Below are 18,875 nucleotides of genomic sequence, written 5' to 3' on the forward strand. Positions count from 1 at the left end.
GCATGAACCACCTCGACAACCTCGTTCTCAATACCGATAGCTACAAGGCCAGCCACTGGCTGCAATATCCGCCGCGCACCGACGGGACGTTTTTCTACGTCGAATCGCGCGGCGGCGTGTATGAGAGCACGGTGTTCTTCGGCCTTCAGGCCATCCTGAAGGCGTGGTTGTCGCGACCGGTGTCGCACAAGGACATCGACGAAGCGCGCGATTTTTTCGCCGGTCACGGCGAGCCCTTCAACGAAGCGGGCTGGCGACACATCGTGGACGCGCACCAGGGCCGGCTGCCGCTGCGCATCCGCGCGGTGGCGGAAGGTAGCGTCGTTCCCACGCACCAGGCGCTGGTGACGATCGAGTCGACCGATCCCCAGACTTACTGGCTGCCTTCTTATCTGGAAACCCTGTTGCTGCGGCTGTGGTATCCGGTGACCGTCGCCACCATCAGCTGGCAGGTGCGGCGCACGATCGCGCACTATCTCGACCGGACCAGCGACGACGCAGCGGGCCAGTTGCCTTTCAAGCTGCATGATTTCGGCGCGCGCGGCGTATCCAGTGCGGAATCGGCCGGTCTTGGCGGTATGGCGCATCTAGTGAACTTCATGGGCACCGATACCGTGTCGGGCGTGCTCTATGCCCGCGCCTATTACGGCGAGCCGATGGCCGGATACTCGATTCCCGCCGCCGAGCACAGCACGATCACCAGCTGGGGCAAGGACCACGAGGTCGACGCCTATCGCAATATGCTCCGGCACTTCGCAAAACCCGGCGGCATCGTCGCCGTGGTATCCGATAGCTACGACATCTACGCCGCCATTCGCGAGTACTGGGGAAAAACGCTGCGCGACGAAGTGATCGCGTCCGGTGCCACGGTCGTCATCCGTCCCGATTCCGGCGATCCGGTCGAAGTGGTGCATACCTGCCTGACGCTGCTGGACGAAGCGTTCGGCAGCACGATCAACGGCAAAGGCTACAAAGTCCTCAACCACGTGCGCGTTATTCAGGGCGACGGCATCAACCCGGAAAGCATCCGCGCCATTCTGGAACGCATCGTGGGCGCGGGCTTCGCCGCCGACAATCTTGCGTTCGGCATGGGCGGCGCACTGCTGCAGAAGCTGACGCGCGACACGCAGAAGTTCGCGTTGAAGTGTTCCGCCGCGCGCATCGACGGTCGGTGGGTCGACGTGTACAAGGACCCGGTGACCGACGCGGGCAAGACGTCCAAGCGCGGCCGCATGACTTTGCTGCGGCATCGCGAGTACGGCAGCTACCGAACGGTGCCGTTGCCCGATGGTGTCGTCGAACTCGACCCGTCGACGATCGAAGCCGGATGGGAAGAGGCACTGGCAACCGTGTGGGAAAACGGCGAGCTGGTGCGCGAATTCAGTTTCGCGGATGTCCGGGCGCGCGCGGCGCGGACCTGAGCCGCCAGATCGTCGTCCCTGCGCAGGGGCGACGGTGAGGGCACAGGGGGCTTTCCGGCTAGCGTTACTTCCCCGCCTTCGCGTCGTACTTCATCAACCCGTTCGTAAACAGATACGCCGCGATCTGGTAATAGCTGACCGCCGCATTCGCATCGGCCTGGTCTATCTGCTCCACCGGCGTGGTTTCGCCGGTATCGCGGTTGGGCACGACCTGCTTCACCGGGTCGCGAGGTACCAGCGAGGTCAGCTTGTCGCCGTGCATATAGCCCAGCTCCTGATACGTGCTGATGAAGGCACGCTCGCGGCCCGGCTCGATCTTGAACAGGTCGTAGCCGAAGAACCGCGTGGTGTAGCTGAAGTTGAGCAGGCCCAGCAGCGTCGGCGGAATATCGATCTGGCTCATCAGACGGTCCACACGCCCCGGCTGGACGTGCTTCGGCGAATAGATCAGCAGCGGGATGTGATAGCGGTCGACCGGCAGGCTGGTCTTGCCCGCGCTGGTGGCGCAGTGATCGGCGGTAATGATGAAGATCGTGTCGTCGAACCACGGCTTCGTCGACGCGCGCTTCAGGAAATCGGCGATGGCCCAGTCGGTGTACTTCACCGCGGCGCGGCGGCTGCCCTGGGGCATGTCGACGCGATCCTTCGGGAAGGTGAAGGGCCGGTGGTTCGACGTGGTCATCACATGCCCGAAGTAGGGCTTGCCAGCCGCGAATGACTTATCCATCTGACTGATCGTCAGGGTGAACAGATCTTCGTCGGCGACGCCCCAGACGTTCTCGGCGTGGATGTCCTTGTCGGCAATGGCGTTGCGATCGACCGCTTCATAACCATTCGTGCTGAAGAAGTGGTTCATGTTGTCGAAGTAGCCGTAACCGCCGTACAGGAACTGCGACGTATAGCCCTTGGTGTTGAATACGTCGGCCAGCGAGAACAGGCCTTCGTTACCGGGGCGCTTCACGATGGATTCGCCCGGCGTCGGCGGCACGGAAAGCGCCAGCGCCTCCAGGCCGCGGACGGTACGCGTGCCGTTCGCGTACAGCTGCGTGAAGAACAGGCTCTTGTCGGCCAGCGTATCGAGGTTGGGCGTCAGGTGCTCGTGCTTGCCGGTGCTGCCGGCGAGCGCTTCCATGTAATCGCCCGAAAGGCTTTCGACGCTGATCAGCACGACATTCAGGTGCTTTTCCGGACCCTCGTTGGTCACCACGCGGGTGAGGTTGTGCGGGTCGTCGCTGACGAACTTAGAGTCCGGCGTTTGCAGCAGGCCGCGCAATGTCCTGAATGCCTCGTCGTTGTCGATCGTCTTGTAGTAGCGAGCGTAATCCAGCTCGTTGTTCCGGAACGCCGCGAAGAACTGGTAGATACCGTTGCCGGCCAGTTCGTTGACGTAGTTGTTCTGTGCGCGGTCCTTCATCGATCCGTCGATGGCGAACGAACCCGCCACGGTGAGGACCAGCCAGACACCGACGACGGCGGTGCGGCCGAGGAAGCGGGAACCGCTGTCGCGGGCACGCAGGGCGCGGCGCGAGAACAGGAAAATGAGGATCGTGGCAATCAGCAGATAGATCGACCAGCGGACGATCGGGTACGACTCCTGGATGTTCCCGACCACTTCGTGCGTATAGACCAGATAGTCGACCGCGATGAAGTTGAAGCGGGCGCCAAACTCGTTCCAGAACACAAGCTCGGAAGCGGCGAGGTACAGCACCGCGAAAAGCAGGACGAAACAGAAACCGAGGAAGATGGCGTGGCCGATCCGGGAGAGGTAGGCACGGCGCGGCAACAGCCAGAGCACCAGCAGCATCGGCCAGGCGAAGTAGACGTAGGTCATCAGGTCGTAACCCAGACCGACGCCAAAGAGATAAAGCCACTGGAGCGGATCGTGCGGCACGTCCTTGCCCGTCTTGATCAACAGGACAAGTCGCGTGACGAACGCGAGGACGACGAAGACCACACCGAACCAAACCAAGGGGGCGAAACGCTGGCGCAAGGCACCCGGGACCGACGAATGGGAACGCATGGAACCTCGCTTGGGCGTGACACGGGCCGGGTTGGCGACCCGCGTCGGGTGTGAATGGGCGGAAAGGATCGAAGCGTAGCTTACGGCAACCTCGCCGGGTGCCGTCCAGGTACGAACGCTCTACGCCTTCGTACGTTCACTGTGGCACCCTACACGACTTTACGAAAACTGCGGAGCCATCAGGTCAGTGCAGCTAGAACGGGGAGCGGAAGTCCCAACGACCGACACAGTGCTGGTCCGTCCAGCAGTCTATGTAACCCTGCTGCGCCGGGCGGGCGGCCCGCTGCTGTCCGTCGTATTGCTGTGCCTGGCGCTCTGGGCGCTGCACGCGATGGCGAGCGAGGTGACCTATCGCCAGATCGCCCGGTATTTCCACGGACTGCCGAATAGCCAGATCGGGATCGCCGTTCTGCTGACCGCCCTCAGCTACGGGGTCATGACCCTGTACGACTGGTACGGCCTCGACAGCATCGGTAAACGCCTGCCCATGCGCCGGGTGGGTCTGATCTCGTTTATCAGCTACGCCTTCAGCAATGCGCTGGGCATGTCGTTGCTCGTTTCCGGCTCGATCCGCTACCGCTTCTATATACAGGCGGGTCTGTCGACGGTGGAAGTAGCCCGGGTCGTCCTCTACACCACGCTCAGCTTCTGGCTGGGACTGGCCGCGATTACCGGCGTGACCCTGCTCCTGGTGCCGATTTCGGCCGACGTGCCGCTTTCGGAACTGCGTATTCCGCTGGCCATCCTGCTTACCCTGGTACCGCTGGCGTGGTTCGTGAGCGCCGTCATGGCTCGCCGGCCGCTTCGCATCTTCCGCTGGCGCTTCAGCCTGCCGCCCGCGAAGGTGGCCGCGCGCCAGATCCTGATCGGCGCCCTGGACTGGGGACTGGCCGCCGGCGTGCTCTATGTCCTGATGCCCGAGGAAATCGCGGGCGGTTTCGGCCATTTCCTTGCGATCTTCGTGCTCGCGCAGATGGCCGGCGTGATCAGTCATGTGCCGGGTGGACTCGGCGTATTCGAAGCCGTGATGCTGGCCGGCTTCGGCGCCACGGGCAATCAGGGTCTGGAAGCGCCGATCCTGGGGTCGCTGGCGGCCTACCGGGCCGTCTACTACCTGTTGCCGCTGTGCGCCGCGACGGTGCTGGTGCTGTGGCGCGAAGCGCGCGGTCTGCGCCACGCCGCCCTGCTGACACCCTGGTTCACGAGCCTGCTGCCGCCCTTTTTCGCCGGCCTGACGCTGGTATGCGGCGCGGTACTGCTGTTTTCCGGCGCCACGCTGGCTATTCCCGGCCGCATGGAGATTCTCCGTGGATTCGTGCCGTTGCCTCTGGTGGAGGTCTCGCACTTCCTGAGCAGTATGGTCGGCATGTTGCTGCTGATCCTGGCGCGCGGCCTGCAACGCCGTCTGGATGCGGCCTACGTCCTCACGCTGGTGTTGCTGGTGATCGGCGCTGTTCTCTCGCTGCTGAAGGGCATCGACTACGAGGAAGCGACGCTACTGTCCTTGCTGGCACTGGGTCTGGCGCCGGCGCACAAACACTTCTATCGCCGGGCGTCTCTGTTCCGCGCCACCTTCTCGCTGGGCTGGATGCTCGCGATCGTTTCCGTTCTGGGCTGCGCGACCTGGCTTGTGATGTTCAGCTTCAAGCATGTCGAGTACAGCAACAACCTCTGGTGGGAATTCAGCTTCCACCACGGCGGTGCTCCACGCGCATTGCGTGCGCTGGTGGGCGCGGCGGCCGTCGTCATGCTGTTCGCGCTGGCCAACCTTATCCGTCCCGCGCGCCCGCGCCGCATTCCGCCCGGCGAAGCCGAATTCGCCCGCGCCCTTCCGCTGATCAAAACCTTCCCCTCCGCCCAGGCCCATCTGGCGCTGGTGGGGGACAAGACCCTGCTGTTCGCGCCCGACGATCGTGCCTTCATCATGTACGACATCGAAGGACGCAGCTGGGTCGCCATGGGCGACCCCGTCGGCAACGACGAAGAAGCCCGGCGCGAACTGGTATGGCATTTCCGCGAACAGTGCGAGCGGGCCGGTGGATGGCCTCTGTTCTATCAAGTGCGCCCTGAAGATCTCGACATTTATCTAGAAGTTGGCATGAATTTGTTGAAAATCGGCGAAGAAGCACGCGTACGGCTCGAAACGTTCAACCTCGACGGCAAGTCGAAGAAGACGCTGCGTGGCACCGTCAACAAGCTCGCCCGCGATGGTCTTCGCATGGAGATCGTCCCGATCGAACAGGTTCCGGCGCTGCTACCGCGCCTGAAGGTCATTTCCGACACATGGATGCGCGACAAGCGCGTCCGCGAAAAGCGCTTTTCGCTCGGCCTGTTCGACGAACGTTATCTCTCGCGCACGCCGATGGCGGTCGTTTGGCTGGGCGAGGAGATCGTCGCGTTCGCCAACGTCTTCACCAACGATACGAAAGAAGAGGCCTCGGTCGACCTGATGCGCCACCTGCCCGACGGCCCCTCCGGCATCATGGATTTCCTCTTTATCGAACTGATGGTCTGGGCACGCGCCGAAGGCTATCGCTGGTTCAACCTTGGCATGGCGCCTCTCTCCGGACTGCAGAATCGCCGCTCGGCGCCGCTGTGGAGCCGGTTCGGCGCCATGATCTTCGGGCGCGGCGAGCGCTTCTACAATTTCCGCGGCCTGCACCGGTACAAGGACAAGTTCGATCCCGAATGGGAACCGCGATATATCGCGGTGCCGGGCGGTATCGCGCTGCCCCTGGCCCTGGCCAATGTAGCCAGTCTGATCTCGGGCGGCCTCAGCGGCGTGGTGCGCCGATGAAAAAGATCCTGCGTTATACCCTGCTGACGCTGGGCATCGCGATCGCCGCCCTGGTGCTTATCTGGCATCCATGGGTCCGCATACCGATCGAGAAGGCGACGGTCGAACTGGGCGCCCACGCCACGCCGCCCGCCGGACAGGAAGATCTGCTGGCCATCATTTATTCGGGCGACGGCGGCTGGGCCGATCTGGATCAACGGCTGGGCGACGTTTTCGCCAATCGGGGCATACCCGTGGTCGGCGTGAGCGCGATGCGGTACTTCTGGCGCGAACGCCTGCCGCAGGAGGCCGCGCACGATCTCGACACGCTGCTGGACACGTATACCGTCCGCTGGGGCAAGCGTCGCGTCCTGCTGGTCGGCTATTCGTTCGGCGCGGACGTATTGCCGTCGATCCTTGCCTATATCCGCCCGGACAACCGCGCCAAGATCGAACAGCTCGTCTTGCTGTCGGCCAGTCGCGATGTCAACTTCGAGATCGAACTCGAAGGCTATATGCACAAGAATCTGTGGACGACGACCACGCAGAACTTCCTGCAATGGCTGAATCCCGTGCATCACTACGACGCGATGCCTCCGATCCGTGCCCTGAACGGCAAACCGCCGATTGCCTGCTACTACGGCGTCGACGATGCCGACGACAGCGGCTGTACCGATCCGGGTTTGCCGGCGTTCGTCACGGTGTACCGCAAACCGGGCGACCACCATTTCGACTACGACTACGAAAAACTTGCGACCGAACTGATCGAACGCATGCCTCCGTCCGCCGGAACGACGTCCACGCCGCCTTAACGCGGCGAAGCCGTCGCGAGACGGCTTGGGATGTCACGAAATCTTCACCGGCACGCCACCGAAATTTCCTCTCTGACGGCCCAATCTCGATAGCGAGGAGGGCTGGCCGGAGATGAACATGCAGCGATCACAGCAAAAAAGGGACTACGGCTCGTCCGATCCGGCGATGCTGCGCAGCCTTGCGAGCAAGGGTATGCCCATGCCCGCGATGACCCGGCCCGCGCCGCCGTCGATGCAGCGCAGTGCGAAATCCGTCAAGCACAAGACCAGCCACCCCTCTCCTTGACGGGTCAGGTTTTGGTTTTATCGCCAGCAAGCGCCTCGTCGACATTCCGCGGCCGACGCATACGAAAGATCGTATCCGGCTCAACGCCAACGTAATCGGCCAGGTAACCGGCACGCAGTACAGGGCGCGCCGAGCCCGTGTCGAAAAGTCCGTCGCGCAGAAACGCCGGATCGATATGCACCGCAACCACTTGCCCGAACGCTACATAGGTGTCGGTCGGCGTGCCAGCCAGATCGTCCAGCCTGAGTATTTTCAGAAGCCGGCATTCAAGCGCGGCCGGCGATTCCGAAACGCGCGCCGGGCGCACCAGACGGCACGGTGCCGGCGTAAGACCCACCGCCACCATCTCGTCCTCGCCATGAGGAAACGATGCCGAACTGCGACTCATTTTCTCCGCCAACGCGCGCACGGCGAGATTCGCGACGAATTCGCCGGTTGCCTCGATGTTGCGGATGCTGTCCTTGTAGCCGGAGCTCGCGAACGCGACGATCGGCGGCGCGTCGGAAAATGCATTGAAAAAACTGTAGGGCGCGAGGTTCCCGCGTCCCTGCCCATCGCACGTGGAAATCCAGCCGATGGGCCGTGGCGCGACGATCGCCTTGAACGGATCGTGAGGGAGACCGTGTCCCCGCGCGGTTTCGTAGAAATAGGTATCCGACATGTCTCAACGATAGCAGCAGCGCATATCTGCGCGATTGAGGCGATCTCACCGTACGCGTATGTACGGCAATATCCGTCAGAAAATTAAGAATCTTCCTATTCCGATAGGGGTTCCACCTACGCAAGATGCAGGTGTGCCCGAAGCGAGACTGCAAGGGCTACTAAATTGTCGATGACCGATCTCGGTGGCAGGACGCCATCGGCTCCGCATGCGGAAAGATCGATCCCCCCTTCATCGGCAATGGCGCCGCGTCGACTCATGTCGGGCCGCGCATGACGGGTTCCCTGTCCCGTCCGATCCATGGATGGCAGGCATGGTCCTACGCGTGAGCGTGAGGACCATGTTTTTTTCTGTCGTATCCTCGACACATGGGCTGCTTACCCCTTCCGCTTTTTCTACTGTTGGGTTTCGGTATCGGCTATCTCGTCGATGGCCGTTCCGGATCCGTCTGGGGCGGAGGCATCGGCCTGCTGGTCGGGTTGCTGCTTACCGGATGGCTGCTACGCAAGATGCGCCGCGCGAACCGGCAGTAGGAGCGCGCTACACGCCTCAGCGCCGATCGAAGAAAATCGATATACCCAGCCCCGCAATAACCGACGGGCCATGCGCTCCAATGCGATGCAACGCGTACGCGTCGAGCTGCACGTGATCGGTCACGCTCAGCGCTGCGCCACCGCCCGCCTGGAATTCGTTGCCGTCCTGCGCGCTGTGAATAGCATCGAACTCGCCGTAGACCATCCAGTTCTGGGCAATATTCACACCGAACGTAGGCGCCAGCGTCCATGTATTCCGGCCGCGAAGACGGTCCACGTTGGCATACAGGGTGGTCACATAGCGTTCGTTGATGGCCCATTGCGCGGTAGCGCCGAGCGTGTACTGACGTGCGCCGTTGCTGAAATCCTGATCGCCATTCGCGAACGTGACCACCCCGAGGGCGGACCAGGAAAAATCCCCGGACAAGGTGGGAGCGAGTTTCAACCCAAGACTGCTGTCGCCGTGACCCACCGAATAGCGGCGCACGCCCTGACCACGTTCTTCCAGTCGATTCCAGGCGGAGCCGCCGATCTGCAGCTCGGCCGGTCCGCCCAGACCGATCCGGATCAGACTATTGGCCGAGTACTGACGATCCAGCAGGCCGCCTCCGCTCTGACGCGTATAGGTAGGAAGTCCCTGTTCGAGCGCCAGCGTGCCGAAGGGCAGCACGCTGGTGGCGAAGCCCGCGCCGGGCTGGTCGAAATCCGGCGGATCGGCGCGGGCAGTGGTGGTCAGAGCGAGAGCGAAAAGTCCGAAAAAGAAGCCGGTACGCATGCGATTCATCCCTGGTGCGTGGGTAGGCTACGGATGGCCCATTGTGATCATCCCACGTCACGGTACCGTCATGGCTCAGGGAAGGACGGACTCCGGAATCGTTACCGTGGCCTGTCCCTCGCTCTTCGTCGCCGACGAACCGACGCGTACCGAGTACGCACCCGCTGCCACACGCCAGCGATTTCCCTTCGTATCGAAACGAGCCAGTGCGAGCGGATCGGCGGCGATCTCGACGCGCTGGCTCTCACCGGGCTTCAGCCAGACCTTGCGCCAACCCGCCAGCCGCGCCGTGGCACCCGGTGCCGTGACATAGAGCTGCGGCACATCGGCGCCGGTCGTTTTACCCGTATTGCGCAGCGTGAAGCGCGCTACCGGCTTGCCGGACGCATCGACCGAGGTCTCGAAGTCCGAGTAGGCGAACGTCGTGTAACTCAGGCCAAAACCGAACGGGAACAGCGGCTCGCGCTTCGTCTTTTCGAACCAGCGATAGCCCACGTCGGCGCCTTCGATGGTGTAGTCCACGCGATCGGCAGGTGCCGCCTTGGAACCCAGACCCGCGCCCTGAACCTTCGCCCGTGGCAGCTGGGACTCGTCCTTCGGCCAGCTCATCGGGAGATGTCCCGAAGGCGTGACTTCGCCGAACAGCAACCGGCCGATCGCCGCACCGCCACCGGAACCCGGATACCAGGCCTCCATCACGGCACCTACGTCGTTGAGCCACGGCATGCGCACGGCGCCATTGGTTTCGAGGACGACGACCGTACGAGGGTTGGCCTTCGCGACCGCCGCGATGAGAGCGTCCTGATTGCCGTCGAGTGCCATGTCGGCATGATCGAACGACTCGGCCGCCCACTGCGTGACGAAAACCACCGCCACGTCGGCGCCGGCGGCCGCTTTCGCCGCTGCCGCGATATCGGTGCCGGAGTCGTAGCTGACCTTGCCCTTCGCCAGCGCCTTGATCGTCGTCAGCGGCGCCGAGGGATGAAACCGCATCGGTCCGGGCCAGCCCTGCGGCATAAGTCCTTCGACCGGACTGCCCTCGACATCCAGCACCGCGGACGAACCGCCGCCCGAGAGCACGCCCTTGTCCGCATGACCGCCAATCACGGCGACGGAGCGCACGCTACGGGCAATCGGCAGCAAGGCTTTCTCGTTTTTCAGCAGCACGGCGCCCGCTTCGGCGGCCTTCTGCGCGACGAGGCGATCCTCCGCATAACGGGCCTTGCGCGGCACGACGGGATCGTCGATCACACCCTTGGCAAACATCGTGCGCAGGATGCGATGCGCCATGTTGTCCAGACGCGATTGCGGCACCTCGCCCTTCTTCACGGCCTCGCGCAGCGGGGCATCGAAGAACACCTGCTTGTCGAATACCTCGCCGGCGGATTCCTGATCGAGGCCCGCCAGCGCGGACGGGGCGGCGCTATGCACCGAGCCCCAGTCGGACATGACATAACCCTTGAAACCCCACTCGCCCTTGAGCACGCCGTTGAGCAACCACTCGTCCTCGCAGGTGTACTTGCCGTTGACGCGGTTGTACGAACACATGACCGAACCGGGATCGCCCGTGTGCACGGCGATCTGGAAGGCGAGCAGGTCCGATTCGCGCAGCGCGACGGGATCGATATCGGCGCTCAATGTATTGCGGCCGCTTTCCAGGTCGTTGAGCACGTAGTGCTTCACCGTGGACACGACCTTCTGGTCCTGCACGCCGCGCACGGTGTATCCGGCCATGGTGCCGGCCAGCAACGGGTCTTCGCCCGCGTATTCGAAGTTGCGGCCGTTGCGCGGATCGCGCACGAGGTTCACGCCGCCCGCCAGCAAGACGTTGAAGCCCTTGGAACGGGCCTCGCCGCCGATCATCGCGCCACCGGCATAAGCGATAGCGGTATCGAAGCTCGCTGCGGTGGCCGTGCCGGCCGGAAGTCCGATCGCGCCGGTCTTGTCCGCACCCGGACGTGTCACGCCAAGGCCCGCATCGGTTTCCTGAATGGCGGGAATGCCCAGGCGTTCGATGCCCGGCGTGTAACCCGCCGAACCCAATGCACCCACGGGCGCGGCGATACCGTCGTGCTCCTGGCCGAAATCGGCGCGGATGATCCGGAATTTTTCTTCCTGGGTCATCTGCCCCAGCACCAGATCGGCGCGTTGGTCGGGGGTCAGAGACGTATTCATCCACGGCCGGGACGGCGTGGCGGCCGAAGCCAGCACAGGCAACAGCAGGGAAGCGATGGAGATGGCCAGCAACGAGCGGCGCGCGGATACAGTCATGAACGGTCTCTTTCATGCGCGGAGGGATCGGGCAGGGTGGGCCAGTAACGTTTTCATCGCAACCCGCGAGACCGTACAAGCGTACTCTCCAGCTTGAGCGCACGGACTCGCGGCCCCACTTAAGTAACTCAATGAGTTCACATTTGTCGATGCCACTGAAGGATTTCCATCCCGCCGTCACCGCCTGGTTCGAGAGCGCGTTTCCCGCGCCCACACCAGCGCAGGTCGCGGCGTGGCCGGTCATCCGCTCTGGCCGCCATGCCCTGGTGGCGGCACCGACGGGCTCGGGCAAGACGCTCACGGCCTTCCTGGCCGCCATCGACACGCTGGTATGCGAAGGCGTGCGCGATGGCGTGCTGCCGGATCGCACCACGGTGCTTTACGTCTCGCCGCTGAAGGCGTTGTCGAACGACATCCGCATCAACCTGGAAACCCCGCTCGAAGGCATCCGCGCGGAACTGGTCAAGCGTGGCCTGCCCGATATCGAAATCCGCACCGCCGTGCGCACAGGGGACACGCCTTCGGGCGAGCGCGAAAAGATGCGTCGCCGGCCACCGCATATCCTCGTCACGACACCCGAGTCGCTATACGTGCTGCTGGGTTCCGAGTCCGGCCGCGCGATGCTGGGCGACGTACGCACCGTCATCGTCGATGAAATCCACGCGGTGGCGTCGAGCAAGCGCGGCAGCCATCTGGCGCTGTCGCTCGAGCGGCTGGAATCGTTATGCGGCCGCCGGCTCACGCGTATCGGCCTGTCGGCCACGCAGAAACCCATCGAGAAAGTCGCCGCGTTCCTGGGTGGAGGCAATGACTGCGCCATCATCGACATAGGTCACGCGCGCGAACGCGATCTGGCGATTGAAGTACCGCCCGTACCGCTGGAAGCGGTGATGTCGAACGACATGTGGGAGCTGGTCTACAACCGGCTCGCCCAACTGGTCGAACAACACAGCACGACGCTGATTTTCGTGAACACGCGACGTATGGCCGAACGCGCGGCGCGCCACCTTTCCGAGCGGCTTGGCAAGGAAGCGGTCGCGGCGCATCACGGCAGTCTTTCGCGCGAACAGCGACTCGATGCCGAACAGCGGCTCAAACGTGGCGACCTTCGCGTACTGGTCGCGACGGCATCGCTCGAACTCGGCATCGACATCGGCGACGTGGATCTGGTCTGCCAGCTTGCATCGCCACGCTCCATCGCCGCCTTCCTGCAGCGCGCGGGGCGCGCGGGACACGCGGTGGGCGGCACACCGAAAGCACGCCTGTTTCCCAGCTCCCGCGACGATCTGGTCGAATGCACGGCGCTGCTGGACTGCGTGCGTCGCGGCGAACTCGACGCGCTGATCATCCCGCGCCAACCCCTCGACGTGCTGGCGCAGCAGATCGTCGCGGAAGTCGCGTGCCAGGAATGGGACGAAGACGCACTGTTCGATACGGTGCGCCGCGCATGGCCGTATGCCGACCTGTCGCGCACGACCTTCGACGATGTGCTGCGCATGCTGGCCGACGGCTTCACCACACGCGTGGGTCCGCGCGGCGCCTATGTGCATCGCGATGCGGTCAATCGTCGCCTGCGTGCGCGACGCGGTGCACGGCTTACCGCGGTCACCTCGGGTGGCACCATCCCCGATACCGGCGACTATTCGGTCGTGCTGGAGCCGCAGTCGCATATCGTCGGTACGGTCAACGAGGACTTCGCCGTCGAAAGTCTCGCGGGCGATGTGTTCCAACTGGGCAATACGAGTTACCGCATCCTGCGCGTCGAACGCGATCGCCTGCGCGTGGAGGATGCGCATGGCATGCCTCCGAATATTCCGTTCTGGCTGGGCGAAGCGCCCGGTCGGAGCGCCGAGCTGTCCATCGGCGTCGCACGGCTTCGCGCCACGATCTCCCAACGTCTGGACGAAGGCGGGAAGGGCGCGGCGCTGAACTGGTTGATGGAAGACGTGGGGCTGTCCACGGCGGCGGCGGAACAACTGGTCGACTACCTCGCTCGCGCGAAAGCCGCGCTCGGTGCGCTGCCGACGCAGGACACGCTGATCATGGAGCGTTTCTTCGACGAGTCCGGCGGCACCCAGCTCATCATCCATACCCCGTTCGGCAGCCGCGTGAATCGCGCTTGGGGACTGGCGCTGCGCAAACGATTCTGTCGCAAGTTCAATTTCGAACTGCAGGCCGCGGCGACCGAAGATGCCATCGTGCTATCGCTTTCCACCAGTCACAGCTTCCCGCTGGACGAAGTCGCACGCTACCTGCATTCCGCTTCGGCGGAACACGTGTTGATCCAGGCGTTGCTCGATGCGCCGCTGTTCGGCGCACGCTGGCGCTGGAACGCCACGACGGCGCTTGCGCTGCCGCGTTTCGTCAGCGGACGTAAAGTGCCGCCGCCACTGCAACGCATGAAGAGCGAGGACTTGCTCGCCACCGTATTTCCCGATCAGGTGGCCTGCGCGGAAAATCTCGTCGGCGAACGCGAGATACCCGATCACCCGCTGGTCGCGCAAACATTGCATGACTGCCTGCACGAAGCCATGGACAGCGAGGGACTTCTGACGGTGCTGCGCGGACTCGAATCGGGCGCCATACAGATGATCGCGCGCGATCTCGCCACGCCTTCGCCGCTGGCGGCGGAAATCCTGAACGCGGCGCCGTATGCCTTTCTGGACGATGCTCCGCTGGAAGAACGCCGTACGCAGGCCGTGCAATCCCGGCGCTGGAACGACGCCGAAAGCGCGGACGACCTGGGTCGTCTGGACCCGGGCGCTATCGATTCGGTTCGCGAGGAGGCGTGGCCGGAAGCGCGCAACGCGGATGAAATGCATGAAGCGCTGATGCTGCTGGGCGGCATCACCGATGCGGAGGCTAACGATAGCTGGGCCCGGTTCCTTCGCACGCTGGCGACCGACGCGCGGGCCACGCGACTGACCGATGGATCGCATGCGATCTGGATCGCGACAGAAAAACTTCCCACGTGGCGCGCACTGCATCCGGAAGCAGCCATGCAACCGGCGGTCGCGGCGCCCGCCGAGTTCGCCGCACAGGTGTGGACGCGCGAGTCCGCGCTTGTCGATCTCGTGCGCGGGCGACTGGCGGCCCTGGGGCCCGTGCCCGTCGGCGTGCTCGCCACGACACTGGGCGTGCCGGTTACCGAGATCGACCTGGCCCTGACCTCGCTGGAAACCGAAGGCTATGTCATGCGCGGCATGTTCTCGCCGGGTGCGACGGAAACCGAATGGTGCGAACGCCACCTGCTGGCGCGTATTCACCGCTACACCATCGGACGGCTGCGTCGCGAGATCGAACCCGTCGCGCCGCGCGATTTCATGCGTTTTCTGATGGACTGGCAACATGTCGCGCGCGGCACGCAGGTCAGCGGACCGGATGCGCTGGCCGGCATCATCGGCCAGCTCGAAGGCTTCGAGGCGGCGGCAGCGTCGTGGGAATCGGAACTGCTGCCTGCCCGCGTCAACGACTACAGCATCGGCTGGCTAGACGATCTGTGCCGCGCGGGTCGTGTCATATGGAGCCGGATACGCCAGGGCACCGGAACAGCCGGTCCCGTACGGGGCACGCCGATCGTCCTGCTGCCGCGTCGCCAGCTCGCCCTCTGGTCCTCGCTCGCACCCGAGACCGGAGAAGCCGTGGCGCTGTCCTCGCGTGCACAGGCTGTCGCCGACGCATTGCGCGACGAGGGCGCGTTGTTCTTCGACGAAATCGCCACGACGACCCATCTGTTGCGTACGGAACTCGAGGATGCGCTCAGCGAACTCGTCGCCGCCGGCCGCGCCACGGCCGACAGCTTCGCCGGCCTGCGCGCCTTGCTGCTTCCTTCCGCAAAACGAAACGACAACCGGCATCGTCGCGTGCGCCGGCACATGCTGAACGGCATCGAGGATGCGGGACGCTGGTCACTCGCGCGACGCGGAACGGACAAGCGCGACGATGCGGATACGCTTGAGCATGTCGCGCGCACGCTCCTGCGCCGTTACGGCGTCGTCAGCTGGCGGATACTGGAACGCGAAGCGGCATGGTTGCCGAGCTGGCGCGAGCTTCGCCGCGTTTATCACCGGCTGGAAGCACGCGGCGAAATTCGCGGCGGACGTTTCGTCGAAGGGCTCGTCGGCGAGCAGTTCGCACTGCCCGAAGCGCTCGCACAGTTACGGCAAATCAGACATCGCCCGCACGACGGCGAAATCGCATGCATCGCGGGCAACGATCCCCTGAACCTGGTCGGCACGATACTCGCCGGCACGAAGGTGCCTTCGATCGTCGGTACGCGGATCGCCATCCGCGACGGCGTACCGCTGGCGGCGCTGGTCGGCGGCAAGATCGTTGCGATTACGCCGCTGGAAGGCGATGACGAGCGGGATGCGAGGATGGCGTTGCAGCGGCGGACTGTGCGGGCAGCTTCGATCACCTGAGTCGCGACAACCGATCGTGTCGCGGCCAACAGCGTCCGCACACCTCCCAGCAACGCTTCGACGTTCATCCGCTCCATGAACGTGCTGTAGGTCAGCAAAGCGAACAGGGTGCGCGGATCGAACGTGCATCGCGCTTCAGGCGGATCATCTTGGAACTTGCCAACGCGTTGGCCATCATCATGGCCGCATTGCCGATGGCTTCCGCCTGGCGTTCGACCCAGGCGGCGATCACCGGATGACCGATCTTCACAGAGCGCAGTTCGGCGAGCGCCACCTGAGACGACCCCGGATCGGAGGGGGTGTATGCCGGACGAGGCAGCTCGTGGGCGCCGGATGCGAAGAAGCGTTCGGCGACGTCCGGACACCAGTCGATCGCCTTCAATACCCCGATATGCGAAGCCGCCTTGTGCAGCAGCTTCGCCGCAAGACGGATCGCATCGCATTCGGTTTCGATGCTCATGGGAGGAAGCGTGAGCTTCCTCCGGAACTGGCGCTAGCGAAAATTTACCTAAATCGGGCCCGACTACCGGCCCCGATTACGATTTTGTGCAGGAGCGCGCTTGAGCGCGCTCCTGCAACAAGCACTCAGCGGAGCTGGATGTCTCCCAGCACGCGGAACGTCTTCTCGGGTTTCCCCGTGAAGAACAGGCACAGGTCGTGCGTACCGGAAACGGCTGGCAGCTTCGCATGCAGCGTGGCGCGGCTGTCGCGCGGAAGCGGCAGCGTCGCGAGGCGTTCGCCATCGCAGCTGTCCTTGCGGATTTCGAACTCGCCGTTGCGGGTCGACATCTTGCGGCCGACGACACCTGCCGCGTCCTTCCATAGCTGGTAGTTGTACGGAAGACGGTCGATCGTGACGTCGACGGCGGTCTTCCCGTCGAGTACCGCACCCTTCCACTGCCAGCACGTATTCATGATGTCGACCTTGTAGATCGCATGCGGGCTATCCGGCGACACGGGGCCCAGGCGCAGGGTGAGCTTATTTCCGCACGTATCGAGTTCGTCGCTGGTACGACGCGCCAGCGATGCCGCATCGATCGCGCGTTCACGCGGACCGGCCAGCCCGAAGCCATTGGCGAACGCGTTCGCGCGCACGGTCACGGGAATGGCGACCTCGAACGGACCTTCATAGCCCGTCGACTGAGGCATGGGTGCGCTGCCGTCGGTCGTGTAGCGGATCGTGCCGTAACCGCTCTGGTTGGCCAGCGTGACGCGAGCCTTGCCCGGCACTGTGGGAGCGACATCGACGCGCACGGCATAAGCGCTGTCCGCAGGCATGATGCCGGCCTCGCGATAGCGGTCGAACTGCGCAGGCAGTCGCGCGATAAAACTGTTCCAGTCGCCCTTCGGCGACCACGTGAGCTCGGCGAGAGCGGCAACGCGCGGGAAAATCGCGTGCTGGGTCCGCTGCCATGTCGGCAGGTATTCCGAGAAGACCGTGACCTGGGCCCCGAGTACGTGACTTGCCTTGTCCGCCGCGATGTCGGCGGGGACGGGCTCGAAGTCGTATACCGAACGCAACGTCTGGATCTGCGGCCGACCCGGCTGTTCGCTCGGGAGGTCGCTCTGGAGATAGTCCGTATAAAGCGTGGGCGAGGGCGCCAGTACGACGTCATGCCCCTGATTGGCTGCCTTGATGGCACCTTTTACGCCGCGCCACGACATGACGGTCGCCGAAGCGGGCACGTCGCCGTCGAGGATCTCGTCCCAGCCGATCAGGCGCCGATGGTGCTGGTCCAGATAGGTACCGATGCGCGCGATGAACCAGCCTTGCAGCTTTTCATAGTCGTCGATGCCGAGCTTGCGCATCTGTGCCTGCACCGCTTTGGAGTGTTCCCACTGATCCTTGGCCGCTTCGTCGCCACCCACGTGGATATAGGTGGACGGGAAGACATCCATCACTTCGTCCATCACGTTCTGCAGGAAGGCGATGGTCTTTTCGTCGGGGCTGTAGAGCCAGGTATTGACACCCCAATCCGTCGACACATTGGGCTTCTTGCCGGTTACGCCGAGTTCGGGATAGGCGGCAATAGCGGCCTGCGCGTGCCCCGGCATCTCGATCTCGGGAACCACGACGATATGGCGATCGGCGGCATAAACGACGATGTCGCGCGCCTGTGCCTGCGTATAGAACCCGCAATAAGGTTTGTCGCTGCCGCCCGTGAGCTGGGCGTCGGGACCGACCGCCGCACGACAGCCACCTACCGACGTCAGCTTCGGGTAGCGTTTGATCTCCAGCCTCCAGCCCTGGTCGTCGGTCAGGTGCCAGTGAAAGGTGTTGAGCTTGTGCAATGCCATCTGGTCGAGCAGGTGCTTGATGTCGTCGACCGACTGGAAGTGCCGTCCCGAATCGAGCATCAGGCCGCGCCATGCGAAGCGCGGTGCATCGACGATACGAACCGCGGGAACGCCATCGCGCGCCGAGGGATCGGTGGCCAGCTGCCATAGCGTGACGGCACCGTAGTACATGCCGTGCATATCGCTGGCGGCGATGCGCACGTGAGCGCCGTCGACATCGAGCGTGTACGCCTCTTCGCCCTTGACCGACGGGTCGGCGATCAGCGAAATGGCGCCGGTGTCCGGGCCGCCTTCGACGATCGCGAGATCGAAACCGCGCGCGCTCTTGATCAGGCGCGCAAGCTGTTCGGCGACGTGCCGGACGTCGGGACGTCCCGCGGGAATGAGAATGTGCGTGTTGGCGCCAAGCGGAAATTGACCCACCAGGCGATCGAGATGGGCCGGCTGCGGAAGCAGCGACAGAGGAGTCTGTTCGGAAGCGACGGGTCGCAGCGACGCCGGCTTCGGTTGGCTCGCGCACGCTCCGAGGACCGCGGTCAGGGCGAGCAAGGCGAATCGGACGGACGATCTGTGGCGCATGCGTACACTCCGGCTTGGCGCC

General features: G+C 64.0%; 12 protein-coding genes. 6 read left to right on the plus strand and 6 right to left on the minus strand.

Going from position 1 to position 18,875, the window contains the following annotated elements; genetic code table 11:
* The first annotated feature begins 2 nt into the window (after nt 1-2).
* The gene (locus tag EC912_RS14880) at nt 3-1,421 is read left to right on the plus strand and encodes a nicotinate phosphoribosyltransferase (RefSeq protein WP_132145436.1); all 1,419 of its coding nucleotides are present in this window, start codon (nt 3-5) and stop codon (nt 1,419-1,421) included.
* A gap of 64 nt (nt 1,422-1,485) precedes the next feature.
* On the opposite strand, the gene EC912_RS14885 is transcribed toward EC912_RS14880, so the two are convergent.
* Nucleotides 1,486-3,441, minus strand: a complete 1,956-nt coding sequence (locus EC912_RS14885) for an LTA synthase family protein (RefSeq protein ID WP_132145438.1) — start codon at nt 3,439-3,441, stop codon at nt 1,486-1,488.
* Between the two features lie 229 nt (nt 3,442-3,670).
* On the opposite strand from EC912_RS14885, the gene mprF reads away from it, so the two are divergent.
* The 3 genes from mprF to EC912_RS19425 all read left to right on the plus strand — a co-directional run bounded on the left by mprF (nt 3,671) and on the right by EC912_RS19425 (nt 7,315).
* A complete protein-coding gene (gene mprF / locus EC912_RS14890; RefSeq protein WP_132145440.1) occupies nt 3,671-6,238 on the plus strand; it encodes a bifunctional lysylphosphatidylglycerol flippase/synthetase MprF in 2,568 nt (855 codons plus the stop codon).
* Nucleotides 6,235-7,029 (plus strand): AcvB/VirJ family lysyl-phosphatidylglycerol hydrolase, encoded by a 795-nt coding sequence (locus EC912_RS14895; RefSeq protein ID WP_132145442.1) that lies wholly within the window; start codon nt 6,235-6,237, stop codon nt 7,027-7,029. The genes mprF and EC912_RS14895 overlap by 4 nt, the downstream gene beginning before the upstream one ends.
* Before the next feature lie 118 nt (nt 7,030-7,147).
* The gene (locus EC912_RS19425) at nt 7,148-7,315 is read left to right on the plus strand and encodes a hypothetical protein (protein WP_165973624.1); all 168 of its coding nucleotides are present in this window, start codon (nt 7,148-7,150) and stop codon (nt 7,313-7,315) included.
* 4 nt (nt 7,316-7,319) lie between these two features.
* On the opposite strand, the gene EC912_RS14900 is transcribed toward EC912_RS19425, so the two are convergent.
* Nucleotides 7,320-7,976, minus strand: a complete 657-nt coding sequence (locus tag EC912_RS14900) for a flavin reductase family protein (RefSeq protein WP_132145444.1) — start codon at nt 7,974-7,976, stop codon at nt 7,320-7,322.
* Between the two features lie 368 nt (nt 7,977-8,344).
* Here EC912_RS14900 and EC912_RS19430 point away from each other — a divergent pair, with 368 nt between their 5' ends.
* On the plus strand, nt 8,345-8,509 hold the full coding sequence (locus EC912_RS19430) for a hypothetical protein (protein ID WP_165973625.1): 165 nt from the start codon (nt 8,345-8,347) through the stop codon (nt 8,507-8,509).
* 16 nt (nt 8,510-8,525) lie between these two features.
* On the opposite strand, the gene EC912_RS14905 is transcribed toward EC912_RS19430, so the two are convergent.
* Nucleotides 8,526-9,284: a transporter gene (locus EC912_RS14905; protein WP_165973626.1), complete on the minus strand. Its 759-nt coding sequence runs from the start codon at nt 9,282-9,284 to the stop codon at nt 8,526-8,528.
* Between the two features lie 75 nt (nt 9,285-9,359).
* Nucleotides 9,360-11,528 carry a glycoside hydrolase family 3 C-terminal domain-containing protein gene (locus tag EC912_RS14910; RefSeq protein WP_428993106.1) on the minus strand — a complete coding sequence of 723 codons (2,169 nt, stop codon included), beginning with the start codon at nt 11,526-11,528 and terminating at the stop codon, nt 9,360-9,362.
* 170 nt (nt 11,529-11,698) lie between these two features.
* On the opposite strand from EC912_RS14910, the gene EC912_RS14915 reads away from it, so the two are divergent.
* Complete coding sequence (locus EC912_RS14915) at nt 11,699-15,976, plus strand: DEAD/DEAH box helicase (RefSeq protein WP_207906867.1); 4,278 nt, start codon at nt 11,699-11,701, stop codon at nt 15,974-15,976.
* Between the two features lie 91 nt (nt 15,977-16,067).
* Here the strand turns inward: EC912_RS14915 and EC912_RS14920 are convergent, their stop codons facing one another.
* Nucleotides 16,068-16,436 (minus strand): hypothetical protein, encoded by a 369-nt coding sequence (locus tag EC912_RS14920; RefSeq protein WP_132145448.1) that lies wholly within the window; start codon nt 16,434-16,436, stop codon nt 16,068-16,070.
* Between the two features lie 125 nt (nt 16,437-16,561).
* Nucleotides 16,562-18,853, minus strand: coding sequence for a family 20 glycosylhydrolase (locus EC912_RS14925; protein ID WP_132145450.1), 2,292 nt, complete (start codon nt 18,851-18,853; stop codon nt 16,562-16,564).
* Nucleotides 18,854-18,875 lie beyond the last annotated feature (22 nt).

Source organism: Luteibacter rhizovicinus, assembly GCF_004342265.1.
Classification (GTDB): Bacteria; Pseudomonadota; Gammaproteobacteria; order Xanthomonadales; family Rhodanobacteraceae; genus Luteibacter; species Luteibacter rhizovicinus_B.

Excerpts from the sequence above, each read along its gene's own strand:
- EC912_RS14880 (WP_132145436.1), top strand. The coding sequence starts at position 3 with ATGAACCACCTCGACAACCTCGTTCTCAATACCGATAGCTACAAGGCC.
- EC912_RS14885 (WP_132145438.1), bottom strand. The coding sequence starts at position 3,441 with ATGCGTTCCCATTCGTCGGTCCCGGGTGCCTTGCGCCAGCGTTTCGCC.
- EC912_RS14895 (WP_132145442.1), top strand. The coding sequence starts at position 6,235 with ATGAAAAAGATCCTGCGTTATACCCTGCTGACGCTGGGCATCGCGATC.
- EC912_RS19425 (WP_165973624.1), top strand. The coding sequence starts at position 7,148 with ATGCAGCGATCACAGCAAAAAAGGGACTACGGCTCGTCCGATCCGGCG.
- EC912_RS14900 (WP_132145444.1), bottom strand. The coding sequence starts at position 7,976 with ATGTCGGATACCTATTTCTACGAAACCGCGCGGGGACACGGTCTCCCT.
- EC912_RS19430 (WP_165973625.1), top strand. The coding sequence starts at position 8,345 with ATGGGCTGCTTACCCCTTCCGCTTTTTCTACTGTTGGGTTTCGGTATC.
- EC912_RS14905 (WP_165973626.1), bottom strand. The coding sequence starts at position 9,284 with ATGCGTACCGGCTTCTTTTTCGGACTTTTCGCTCTCGCTCTGACCACC.
- EC912_RS14920 (WP_132145448.1), bottom strand. The coding sequence starts at position 16,436 with ATGAGCATCGAAACCGAATGCGATGCGATCCGTCTTGCGGCGAAGCTG.
- EC912_RS14925 (WP_132145450.1), bottom strand. The coding sequence starts at position 18,853 with ATGCGCCACAGATCGTCCGTCCGATTCGCCTTGCTCGCCCTGACCGCG.